13 protein-coding genes are annotated in these 12,222 nt (G+C 40.1%); all 13 read left to right on the top strand.

What is annotated here, in order from left to right; all coding sequences use genetic code 11:
- Positions 1-15 precede the first annotated feature (15 nt).
- The 13 genes from RCG20_RS10280 to atpA all read left to right on the top strand — a co-directional run bounded on the left by RCG20_RS10280 (position 16) and on the right by atpA (position 12,179).
- Complete coding sequence (locus RCG20_RS10280) at positions 16-1,305, top strand: methyl-accepting chemotaxis protein (protein WP_308184142.1); 1,290 nt, start codon at positions 16-18, stop codon at positions 1,303-1,305.
- A gap of 271 nt (positions 1,306-1,576) precedes the next feature.
- Entirely contained in the window at positions 1,577-2,023 is a 447-nt protein-coding gene (gene rpiB, locus RCG20_RS10275) for a ribose 5-phosphate isomerase B (RefSeq protein WP_308184141.1), read from the top strand.
- A gap of 7 nt (positions 2,024-2,030) precedes the next feature.
- Entirely contained in the window at positions 2,031-2,603 is a 573-nt protein-coding gene (locus RCG20_RS10270; RefSeq protein ID WP_308184319.1) for a TIGR01440 family protein, read from the top strand.
- A gap of 127 nt (positions 2,604-2,730) precedes the next feature.
- Positions 2,731-3,972, top strand: coding sequence for a serine hydroxymethyltransferase (gene glyA / locus RCG20_RS10265; protein ID WP_308184140.1), 1,242 nt, complete (start codon positions 2,731-2,733; stop codon positions 3,970-3,972).
- Positions 3,973-4,196: 224 nt separating this feature from the next.
- Positions 4,197-4,826 (top strand): uracil phosphoribosyltransferase, encoded by a 630-nt coding sequence (gene upp / locus RCG20_RS10260; protein ID WP_308184139.1) that lies wholly within the window; start codon positions 4,197-4,199, stop codon positions 4,824-4,826.
- A gap of 527 nt (positions 4,827-5,353) precedes the next feature.
- Positions 5,354-7,579, top strand: coding sequence for a S8 family serine peptidase (locus tag RCG20_RS10255; RefSeq protein WP_308184138.1), 2,226 nt, complete (start codon positions 5,354-5,356; stop codon positions 7,577-7,579).
- A 264-nt stretch (positions 7,580-7,843) separates the two neighbouring features.
- A complete protein-coding gene (locus RCG20_RS10250) occupies positions 7,844-8,065 on the top strand; it encodes an AtpZ/AtpI family protein (protein WP_308184137.1) in 222 nt (73 codons plus the stop codon).
- A gap of 7 nt (positions 8,066-8,072) precedes the next feature.
- Positions 8,073-8,447, top strand: a complete 375-nt coding sequence (locus tag RCG20_RS10245; RefSeq protein WP_308184136.1) for an ATP synthase subunit I — start codon at positions 8,073-8,075, stop codon at positions 8,445-8,447.
- Between the two features lie 24 nt (positions 8,448-8,471).
- A complete protein-coding gene (atpB, locus tag RCG20_RS10240; RefSeq protein WP_308184135.1) occupies positions 8,472-9,185 on the top strand; it encodes a F0F1 ATP synthase subunit A in 714 nt (237 codons plus the stop codon).
- A 69-nt stretch (positions 9,186-9,254) separates the two neighbouring features.
- Positions 9,255-9,467 (top strand): F0F1 ATP synthase subunit C, encoded by a 213-nt coding sequence (gene atpE / locus RCG20_RS10235; protein WP_026572680.1) that lies wholly within the window; start codon positions 9,255-9,257, stop codon positions 9,465-9,467.
- 118 nt (positions 9,468-9,585) lie between these two features.
- A complete protein-coding gene (locus RCG20_RS10230) occupies positions 9,586-10,110 on the top strand; it encodes a F0F1 ATP synthase subunit B (RefSeq protein ID WP_308184317.1) in 525 nt (174 codons plus the stop codon).
- On the top strand, positions 10,107-10,643 hold the full coding sequence (locus RCG20_RS10225; RefSeq protein WP_308184134.1) for a F0F1 ATP synthase subunit delta: 537 nt from the start codon (positions 10,107-10,109) through the stop codon (positions 10,641-10,643). The genes RCG20_RS10230 and RCG20_RS10225 overlap by 4 nt, the downstream gene beginning before the upstream one ends.
- A gap of 27 nt (positions 10,644-10,670) precedes the next feature.
- Entirely contained in the window at positions 10,671-12,179 is a 1,509-nt protein-coding gene (atpA, locus tag RCG20_RS10220; RefSeq protein WP_308184133.1) for a F0F1 ATP synthase subunit alpha, read from the top strand.
- Positions 12,180-12,222 lie beyond the last annotated feature (43 nt).

Below are 12,222 nucleotides of genomic sequence, written 5' to 3'. Positions count from 1 at the left end.
AACGGGGGAAGAATTATGGAGGAGAAAAAAAGGTACAAGTTTGGTCTAAGAAAGAAGCTAGTTTTTTTAACAACTCTATTAGCATTAATTACATACACGGTTAGTGCGGTTTTTATTTATATTCTTTATCCTTATGTAAAAGAATATATTGACCAAACGACTTTCACGATTATCACCCTATGCCTAGGAATTATCTGGTCAGGTATTTTGACCATTTATGCAGCAGGCTTTATTACCAAACCTTTGAAAAAAATTGAAATCATTGCGTTGAAGGCAGCTAATGGAAGCATCTGTGAAGATGTTGCCATCTCAAAATCAGATGATGAGATTAGATCACTTGGGCTTGCCTTTAATCATATGCTTGGAAGCTTAAGGGAAATGGTTACCCAAATTGATGAAAACTTCCGTGAAACCAATGAAAAGGTAGTTTCTATTTCACAGAAATCAATTTTTGCTGCTCGTCAGGCTGATGGCATATCAAGAACCATCAGTGAGATTTCTGCAGGGGCCGAAAATTCTGCAGCATCTATTCAGAGAACGGTTGAATCTGTTGAGGAAGTAATCCAGCTTGCAGAGGAAGTCCAGGTCAAAGCAAAAGCTTCTGAGAAGGTTTCATCTGATATGGTTCGAGAACTTCAGGTTTCCAAACAAGTTATTCAATCTTTGATTACAGGAATTGAGCACCTTGCCGAAGATAATCAGGAGTCGATGCAAACGGTTAAGCGTTTAGAAGGAAATGCCGCAAAGGTGGAGCAAATCATTCAGCTTGTTGGGGATATTGCTGCCCAAACAAACTTACTTGCATTAAATGCTTCTATTGAGGCAGCTCGAGCTGGAGAGCATGGTAAGGGATTTGCGGTGGTAGCTGAAGAAGTACGTAAATTGGCAGATGAAAGTGCGAAGGCTGTTAACGGAATTTCTGAACTTATCAAGAATATTCAAGAAGAAGTAAGGAATGTGGTTAAACAAATAGCAAATCAGGTTGAAACAGCCAATGACGGAGCTATCAAAGGAACGAAGACAAACGAAGTTATTGATGAAATGGCTGATACCATCAATGAAATGGCTGAAATGGCAAAATCCATCAACACATTAGTAGAGCAGCAAATGGAAGGAATTCGTCATACTGCAACCCAATCAGAGGAAGTAGCAGCAATAGCCGAACAAACATCAGCAGGTGCTCAACAAGTGGCAGCATCAACCATCGAGCAGGGAAATGTCATTGAAGAGGTTGAAAGCCTAGCACAAGATCTGAAGGGCGAGGCAGACAAGCTAAAGAAAACCATTCAACGCTTTAAATTATAGATTCATTAAAATAAGGTTCTCTTCTTAGGAGGAGAGCTTTTTTTCTACTATTTGAGTCTGGTCTTTTGCACTTTAGATGTGTGGCATTTTCTTGAGCTAATCAGAATTTATATCCCTAAATTCTGCTAGCGCATAAGTGCAACTACGCCTTTATCGCCCTTATGGCTCGCTAATCGGCGCATTTTCTTTAGGAGGTATTGTAGTAGACCTTTATAATTTTTCTGGACTGTGTCAAAATAAAATCAGTTAAAAATTTAGGAGGATTACTGAAATGAAAGTAGCATTAGCTTCAGATCATGGTGGAGTAAATATTCGGAAAGAAATCGCTAATTTATTAGAGGAACTAAAAATTGAATATGTTGATTTTGGCTGTGATTGCAGCACTTCTGTAGACTATCCGGATTATGCACTACCTCTAGCTGAAAAGGTTGCAAAGGGTGAGTTTGATCGAGGTATCTTAATTTGTGGAACGGGTATTGGAATGTCTATTGCTGCAAATAAGGTAAAAGGAATCCGCTGTGCACTTGTGCATGATACATTTAGTGCAAAAGCAACACGTGAGCACAATGACAGCAATATATTAGCAATGGGAGAACGTGTCATCGGTCCTGGACTTGCGCGGGAAATTGCCCAAGTATGGTTGACAGGGGAGTTTCTAGGTGGTCGCCATGCTAATCGGATTGGCAAAATTGCAGAATATGAAACTAAGCAACTTTGAAAGGTGGATGCTTATGATTTCCGAGTGGGAGAAAGAACTTAATGCAATCTTAGCAGAGTTTCAAGTGCAAACAAGCTTAAAGCCTGGCCAGCTGCTTGTTATTGGTTGTAGTACAAGCGAAGTGATGGGTGAAAGAATCGGTACGGCAGGAACCTTAGAAGTAGCTGAAATGATTTTCCGACAATTGAAAAACCTGCAAAAGGATACCGGGATAGAGCTAGCATTTCAATGCTGCGAACATTTGAACAGGGCCATCATTGTTGAAAAGGAAGTTGCCGATAAACGGAATTTGGATATTGTGACGGTTGTGCCTGTACGACATGCTGGTGGTGCGATGGCAACCTATGCTTTTGGCCAAATGATAGAGCCAGCAGTTGTTGAATTCGTGAAGGCGGATGCTGGAATCGATATTGGCAATACATTTATTGGAATGCATTTGAAGCATGTTGCTGTACCTGTCCGTGTTAAACAAAAGAATGTTGGCCATGCCCATGTGAATTTGGCAAAAACACGGGCAAAATTGATTGGCGGGGTCAGAGCCGTTTATGAGAAAAATGATGAAAACCTTAGTTGTTCATAATGTTCGGCTCTATTACGGAATTATTATTAAGAAATCAATTTTTCTTTCTTTTTTAAAGGAAAACATGCTACTATAGAAGTGAATTTACGTATAAAGTTCGCTTTTATTCAGAACAAGGGGGATTACGATGAAGCATTTGTCACGGCAGGATGATCAGGTTTTTCAAGCAATCCAAAAAGAATTAGGTCGTCAGCGCGCAAAAATTGAATTGATCGCATCGGAAAACTTTGTCAGTGAAGCGGTAATGGAGGCACAAGGATCTGTGCTGACAAATAAATATGCCGAGGGCTATCCAAATCGCCGTTATTATGGTGGGTGTGAATACGTAGACGTCGTCGAGGATTTGGCTCGCGATCGTGCGAAAAAAATCTTTGGCGCTGAACATGCCAATGTCCAGCCTCATTCGGGCGCTCAGGCAAATATGGCGGTTTACTTCACAATTCTCGATCAGGGTGATACAGTCCTTGGAATGAACCTTTCACATGGCGGCCATTTAACACATGGAAGCCCAGTCAATTTTAGCGGTGTTCAATACAATTTTGTTGATTACGGTGTCGACAAAACGACCCAACAAATCGACTATAACGATGTAATGGCAAAAGCCCGCGAACATAAACCAAAGTTGATCGTTGCTGGTGCAAGTGCATATCCCCGCGCAATCGACTTTAAAAAATTCCGTGAAATCGCTGATGAGGTCGGCGCTTACTTAATGGTTGATATGGCCCATATTGCTGGTTTAGTTGCAGCAGGCTTGCATCAAAGCCCAGTACCATACGCAGATTTTGTAACGACAACAACTCATAAAACACTTCGTGGTCCACGCGGTGGAATGATACTTTGTAAAGAAGAATTTGCGAAAAAGATTGATAAATCAATTTTCCCTGGGATCCAGGGCGGTCCACTTATGCATGTGATTGCTGCAAAGGCAGTAGCCTTTGGTGAAGCGCTTGAGGATAGCTTTAAGGAATACGCTGGGCAGATTATTGCTAATGCAAAACGATTAGCAGACGGACTTCAAAAAGAAGGCTTGAATCTCGTTTCAGGTGGAACAGATAATCATTTGCTTTTGGTTGATGTGCAATCACTAGAGTTGACTGGAAAAGTAGCTGAAAACGTTTTGGATGAAATCGGAATAACGGTTAACAAAAATACGATTCCATTCGATCCGCAAAGCCCATTTGTCACAAGTGGCATTCGAATTGGTACAGCTGCAGTGACAAGCCGTGGATTTGGTCCTGCTGAAATGGACGAAATAGCATCGATCATTGCCTTTTCACTTAAAAATCATGAAAATGAAGAAAAGCTTGCAGAAGCTAGAAGTCGTGTAGAAGCTTTGACAAGCAGGTTCACGCTTTATCCTGAATATTAATTTTTAAAAACGCGATCGACCCTTGTAGATAGGGTCGATTTTTTGTTGCTTTCGGAGTGTTGAATGTAACAAGGATCTGTATTGGATAATTAAATAAGAAATTATTCCCATATAAAATGTTGTTTAATCTTTGTAACTGAAGTTGCTCATTGAAGTTTTTTTCTGTAAAATTAGACGGAGTGTTTAACGACCTACTATTTTACCTTAAAAAAGGAGCGATTTTTGTGGCAAAGGTTTTCGTTTTTGATCATCCACTTATCCAGCACAAGCTAACTTATATACGTGATAAAAGTACGGGTACAAAGGAATTTAGAGAACTTGTTGATGAAGTGGCAACACTGATGGCTTTTGAAATCACAAGGGATATGCCTGTTGAAGACATTGAAATTGAAACACCTGTGAGCATGACCAAGTCAAAAATTTTATCAGGGAAGAAAATCGGTATAGTCCCTATTTTGCGCGCAGGCATCGGCATGGTCGATGGAATCCTTAAGTTAATTCCAGCAGCAAAAGTTGGCCATATTGGTCTTTACCGCGATCCAAAAACATTAATGCCTGTTGAATATTACGTGAAGCTTCCTAGCGATGTTGAAGAACGTGATTTCATCGTGGTTGATCCAATGCTTGCAACTGGTGGTTCAGCAATTGAAGCGATCAACTCCTTGAAAAATCGTGGCGCAAAACATATTAAATTTATGTGCTTGATTGCTTCACCTGAAGGCGTTGAAGCTGTAAAGACTGCTCATCCTGATGTTGACATCTACATCGCAGCATTAGATGAAAAGTTAAACGACCACGGCTACATCGTACCAGGTCTAGGAGATGCTGGAGATCGATTGTTTGGAACGAAATAAAGAAAGACTGGGTAGGCTGAACCTCGAGTTCGGTCTATTTTTTTTAGCTTACTTTATGAAAACGAAGGTCTAAATATAACGCTTATTTGTCCCCAGGATGGGGAACAAATTTGTTTTGCAAATGAATTATGGTTTTTCGCAAATGAAGCTACATCATCTTAATTAAAGGCTGTTTTCGCATAGATTGTTGTTTTTCGTACCTAGTCTAAAAACCCGAAATAACAATGGTATCGTGCTCTTTTCTTAAAAACTTCCTACGGTTTTTATCGGTAAACTGGAATACCATTCTAATTTAGTTTCAACTAGCAACAAAGTTTAAGAAAAGAGCCTTATTAAATAAATGGCTCGGTTAAATTTGCCTGTTATATTTCGCTCCAGGCACTTCGCTTTCCGTGGGCGGTGCGGGAACCTCCTTGTCAAAAGCCACCTCTCCACTATGAACCTTCCTTTAATAGGATCAAAACGAGGAACAAAATACATAATTTCCCCTCCTATAGAAAATCCTACAACAAAAGGGGAAATCTAATATGAAAAAATTCATCATTCTTTTATCCACAATACTTTTGCTACCCATCCAGTCCTCCGCCACCATTTTATCCACTTCAACTGTAGCCACCTCAACTCTATCAAATCCACCAATACCGAAAGAATCCATTACAATTGTGATCCTGAAAAAACCGCATTCCGAACAAGAAATAAAAAATCTCCTCGCTCCGTACCCAGAACTGCAGATCCGCCATATTTTTCAGGAGGCAGTCTACGGATTTTCTGTTAAAGGGAATATCGAAACAATCGAGAAGCTAACAAAGAACAATCAAATAGTGAATGTCTCACCTGTTAGCACCTATCAAGCAGAATCAGAAGAAAATATTAGAATGATTGGCGGTGACGCAGTCAGAATGTTTTTTGACCATAAGGATCGGCGGTTAACAGGCGAGGGGGTAAAGGTGGGAGTGATTGATACAGGGATTGATTACACACATCCAGATCTCAGGAAAAGCTATGGTGGCGGAAGGGATATTGTCGATGGTGACACTGATCCGATGGAAACCCGTGGATCCGCAGGCAAAGCTACTCTTCATGGCACCCATGTTGCTGGAATTATAGCTGGAAATGGTAAAATTCAAGGTGTTGCCCCTAAGGCGAAAATAATCGCCTATAGGGCACTTGGACCTGGTGGGGCAGGGACAACGGAGCAAGTTCTCGCAGCGATTGAACAAGCCATTAAAGATAAAGTCGATGTGGTTAATTTATCGCTTGGTAATGATGTTAATGGACCAGATCTACCGATTAGTCTTGCGCTCAATCGAGCAGTTGATAAAGGAATTGTAGCTGTTGTAGCCTCGGGAAATGCAGGGCCTGATGTGTGGACGGTTGGATCACCAGGGACTGCTTCTAAAGCAATATCTGTTGGGGCATCGACACCGATAATGGAGATACCTTATTTTTTAATAGAAGGAACTAAAGAAAAAATTCGGATTGAGCCTATGACTGGCTCAGGTAAATTTGACTTTGACCGTTCAGTTGACCTTGTAGAAGGAGGAATTGGGAAAAAGGAGGATCTAAAGAATGTATTCGGGAAAATAGCTCTAATCAAAAGAGGGGGTTTAACGTTTACTGAGAAAGCCAAAAATGCTTATGATGCAGGAGCAAAAGCCGTCCTAATTTACAACAATACAAGTGGAAGATTCATGGGTAACCTTGAGAAGCAACTATCGATTCCTGTTGGATCCTTATCAAAAACGGAGGGGGAATTTTTAAAAGGGAAAGGAACACTAACGGCCCGAATTACTACCTTAGAAGAAAAAGACCAGCTTGCCGACTTTAGCTCAAGGGGACCAGTTACGGGTTCGTGGGAAATTAAGCCGGATATTGTTGCACCTGGTGTGGCCATTCAATCAACCATCCCGGGCGGCTATTTATCGCTACAAGGCACAAGTATGGCTGCTCCACATATTGCCGGGGCATGTGCGCTTATAAAACAAGCACATCCCAATTGGACACCGTTGCAAATTAAAGCGGCCATTATGAACACGGCAAAACCTCTCGTTAAAAAGGAGAGCACACTCTACCATACGTATGAACAAGGAGCTGGAAGGATTCAAATAACAAATGCGGTGAATGCAAGTTCACTTGTCACGCCGAGTTCTATTCAATTTGGAAAGTTCCAATTGGCAGATCGAAAAGACAGGCATAGCGCTTATGTAAATGTTGAAAATACAAGCAGCAAAATAATGCGTTATTCCTTTAAAATCCCGGAACAAGCTGAGGGTCTAAGGTGGAAGCTGCCATTCACCTTTACACTGATGCCCGGACAAAAGCGCGAGATAGAAATCGAACTCACCGTTGAGCCTAGTTTTTTTAAGAAGAAAATCCAAGACGGCTACTTGTCTTTAACAACAGGGACAGATACCATCCAAATCCCGTATATTTATGTTTTAGAAGAGCCAGACTACCCAAGAGTCATGGGTTTTGATATAGGGAAGGGTGATAAGCCTGGCACATATAGATATGAGGTTTATTTACCTGGAGGGGCCGACGAGTTTGGAATTGCATTATTTAAAAAAGAAGATTACCGTTTTGTTGGGTTTTTGGATACCGGAAGGAATTTGCGAAAAGGAATGGTTCGTAAAGAAATTGCTGTTGAACAGCTTCCAGCAGAAGGGATATATATAGCCAAAGTTTTTGCAAAAAAGGCCAAAAAGGAAGATTTTATCGAAACAGAAATCACGATTGTAAAAACGGAGGAATAAGCAAACAAGTACTGATCTTTTTCTACAAAATTATTCAATAAAATTAGTATATAAATAGAAAAAAATCAAGTGTAAAGTTTGTGAATATATTTCACATGAATGCATTGACATTGACATTTCCCTATTGTATGCTAACAAAGGGTAAAAAATGATAAGGTTTTCATACTATCTATATTATTTTTTACTATAATACACTTACTAATAAAGAATATAGGTAAAAACCTCTTACGTACTCTCATACTCTTATGTGGGGATGTTAAAAAAATGCGTCAAAACAACCGCAATCCATTTCAAGCAATGGCCCTAATGTCCGCCATCCTCTCACAGTTAGTAGGATCCATTATCATAGGTATTTTTTCAGGTAGATGGTTGGATCGTCGCTGGGATTCGGAGCCAATTTTCTTAATAATCGGATTGTTTATTGGATTAGCGGCAGGAATTTATTCCATGCTTCTTTCGATCCGCCACTTTTATTCAGGAGATTAAAAATACTATGCCAGAATTTATAGAAATGTACAATAGGCAGCGGAAATGGACGCTTTATTTATTGTCTATTTATGTTCTTGGCTGGGGCTTTACTTCTTATCAAACTATCTTTTTAGGGTTGAGTCTTGGAACTTGCTTTAGTTTCCTTAATCTCTGGTTTTTGATAAGGAAGATGAAGAGTTTTGACAAGGCTATTTCAAAAGGCAAAAAGGTTCGCTCACTGGGGTCCTTATCAAGGATGGCTACCGCTGCAATTGCAGCAATCATAGCATTAAAATACCCAGAGTATTTCAGTATTGTTTGTGTTGCATTGGGATTAATGACTTCTTATCTAGTCATTATGATAGATTATCTTTTTCACTTTTTTTATAAAAATAAATAAAAATGGGAAGCGAGGTGAGTTTATATGCATCATGAAGCTCCTGTGGTAAAATTCATGGGCCTTTATTTCAATTTAGCAAACATCTTGATGATTACGATTGCGAGTGTCATTGTTTTTATCATTGCAATCCTTGCCACCCGAAAGCTTGAAATGAAGCCAACCGGAATTCAAAATTTCTTCGAATGGGTAATGGACTTTGTTAAGGGCATTATCAATAGTACAATGGATTGGAAGGAAGGTGGAAGATTTCATATTCTGGGGATTACATTGATATTTTATATCTTTGTTTCCAATATGATAGGACTTCCATTTTCAGTCGTTATTAATGAAAAATTATGGTGGAAATCACCAACGGCAGATCCTATTATTACGTTGACATTATCAGTAATGGTTGTGGTGCTTTCCCATTTCTATGGTTTAAAGCTAAAGGGAGCAAAAGGATATGCAAAAGGTTTTTTCAGTCCAATGGCATTCCTATTTCCGTTAAAAATTATTGAAGAATTTGCTAATACATTGACGCTCGGTCTGCGGCTATATGGTAACATCTATGCCGGTGAATTACTACTTGCACTATTAGCAGGAGGTTTGGCACACAACGGGGTGATCGGTACTATTGCAGCAGTACCATTAACCTTAGTATGGCAAGGGTTCTCAATTTTTGTAGGCACAATCCAGGCTTATATCTTCACCATGCTAACAATGGTTTACATGGCACATAAAGTGAGTCATGACCATTAATATAATCTATTCTCAATGAGCAGTAGGATATAATAATTTATTTATACAATTTTAAGGAGGAACTTTAAAATGAATCTTATAGCAGCAGCAATTGCAATTGGTCTAGCAGCAGTAGGCGCAGGTATTGGTAACGGTCTTATTGTTGGTCGTACGGTGGAAGGAATTGCCCGTCAGCCAGAAGCTCGCGGTTTATTACAAACAACAATGTTTATCGGTGTTGCGTTAGTTGAAGCCTTGCCAATTATCGGCGTAGTTATTGCGTTCATGGTATTAGGCCGTTAAAATGAAGCGAAAAATCTAGGATGGCGAAGAGGAATGTGTAAACCTTCGCCATTGATTTATGTGGAAATCAGATCGTGTTTTTTCAAAGTGAACGTCTCTTGAAGGGAGTGAACTCGTGGTGTTAGCAAGCAATCTTGTATTGGGTGCCGTTGAAGGCGTCCAGTTTAATGGTGGAGACATCATCTTCCAATTACTTGTTTTTATCGTTTTGTTAGCATTGCTTAAAAAATTCGCGTGGGGTCCTTTAATGGGCATTATGACAACTCGTGAAGAGCATATTGCAAATGAAATCAATGCGGCAGAAAATAGCCGTCTTGAAGCTAAAAAAATACTAGAAGAACAAAGAAACCTTTTAAAAGAAGCTCGAAAAGATGCACAGGGCTTAATTGAAAACGCAAGAAAACAAGGTGACATACAACGCGATGAAATTATTGTGTTAGCTCGTTCTGAAGCTGAACGGATTAAAGAAGCTGCCAAGCTTGAAATTGATCAGCAGAAAGAGAAAGCAGTTGCTGCCATTCGTGAGCAAGTTGCATCCTTGTCTGTCTTAATTGCTTCTAAAGTTATTGAAAAAGAATTAAGTGCCGAAGATCAAGACAAGCTTATCAACGAATATATACATGAGGCAGGAGAAAAGCAATGACGGTCTCGACGGTAGCGAAACGGTACTCATTAGCACTTTTCCGAATCGTGAAGGATATTCAGCTTCTTGACAAAGTGGAAGAGGAGCTTCGCGTCATAAAAGAAGTGCTGTTTTATAATGCAGATTTAACAGCAGTACTAAAGTCTCCAAAATTTACAAACAAAAACAAAAAAGTGCTTTTAAAAGAAGCTTTTTCAACTGTAAATCCATTTGTATTAAATACACTGATGTTATTGATCGACCGCCATCGCGAAGATCAAATTGTTGAAGTGGCGGATGGATTTTTTGAACTTGCGAATGATGAAAGAGGGATAGCTGAGGCTAAGGTTTATAGCATACGTCCTTTAACTGATTCCGAAAAAGAAGGATTGTCTTCTACATTTGCAGAAAAAGTAGGGAAAAAATCGCTTCGAATTGAAAATATTGTTGATTCCAATCTACTTGGTGGTATTAAGCTAAGAATTGGAAATCGAATATATGACGGATCACTACGCGGTAAGCTAGACCGTCTTGAACGTAAATTGTTAAGCTAAGAAGATTCGTAGATAGGGGTGTAACTCGTGAGCATCAAAGCTGAAGAAATTAGTGCGCTGATAAAAAAGCAAATTGAAAACTATCAGGCGGAAATTCAAGTGAGTGATGTAGGTACGGTTATCCAGATTGGTGACGGTATCGCTCGTGCTCATGGCCTCGACAATGTCATGGCTGGAGAGCTTGTTGAATTTTCAAATGGCGTTATGGGTATGGCGCAAAACCTTGAAGAAAACAACGTCGGTATTATAATCCTAGGACCTTATACAGAAATTCGTGAAGGTGATGAAGTTCGTCGTACAGGCCGTATCATGGAGGTTCCTGTAGGCGAAGAATTGATCGGTCGTGTCGTAAATCCACTTGGCCAACCAGTCGATGGTTTAGGACCAATCAACACAACAAAAACTCGTCCTATTGAAGCTACAGCTCCTGGTGTAATGGATCGTAAATCCGTTCACGAGCCACTTCAAACAGGTATTAAAGCGATTGACGCCCTTGTACCAATCGGACGCGGACAACGTGAGTTAATCATTGGTGACCGCCAAACAGGTAAAACATCTGTTGCGATTGATACTATTTTGAACCAAAAGGGTCAAAACATGATCTGTATTTATGTGGCAATCGGCCAAAAAGAATCAACAGTTCGTGGTGCGGTTGAAACACTTCGTAAATACGGTGCACTTGATTATACAATTGTTGTAACAGCAGCTGCATCGCAGCCAGCTCCACTGTTATTCTTAGCTCCATATGCTGGAGTATCAATGGCAGAAGAGTTCATGTACAACGGTAAACACGTATTAGTTGTTTATGATGATCTTTCAAAACAAGCAGCAGCATATCGGGAACTTTCCCTATTGCTTCGCCGTCCTCCAGGTCGTGAAGCATATCCAGGGGATGTATTCTACTTGCACTCCCGTTTGCTCGAGCGCGCAGCGAAATTAAGTGATGCAAAAGGCGCTGGCTCAATTACAGCATTACCATTTATTGAAACACAAGCAGGAGACGTATCTGCTTATATTCCAACTAACGTTATTTCCATTACAGATGGACAAATTTTCTTGCAATCTGACCTATTCTTTTCCGGTGTTCGTCCGGCGATCAACGCTGGTCTTTCCGTATCCCGTGTAGGAGGATCCGCTCAAATTAAAGCGATGAAAAAGGTTTCTGGTACACTTCGTTTAGACCTTGCATCATACCGTGAATTAGAGGCGTTTTCTCAGTTTGGATCAGACCTTGATAAAGCAACACAAGCAAAACTAGGCCGTGGTGCGCGTACAGTTGAAGTTCTTAAACAAGATCTTCATAAGCCACTTGCAGTAGAAAAGCAAGTAGCAATTCTTTATGCATTAACACGCGGTTTCCTTGATGATATTCCAGTTACTGATATCAATCGTTTTGAATCCGAATACCATACGTGGCTTGACCACAACCGCAAAGAATTGTTAGACCATATTCGTACAACAAAGGAGCTTCCTTCTGACGACGATATGGCTGCTGCAATCAACGCCTTTAAAAAGACGTTCGCAGTTTCCGAGTAATTTAAGGATATGACAATCAGTGGATATTCTTTGAAAAGGGTGG

The sequence above is a fragment of the Neobacillus sp. PS3-40 genome (genome assembly GCF_030915485.1).
Lineage (GTDB): Bacteria > Bacillota > Bacilli > Bacillales > Cytobacillaceae > JAUZPL01.
Note: the sequence above shows the minus strand (reverse complement) of the source record. Positions and strands in the feature narration are given on the sequence as shown.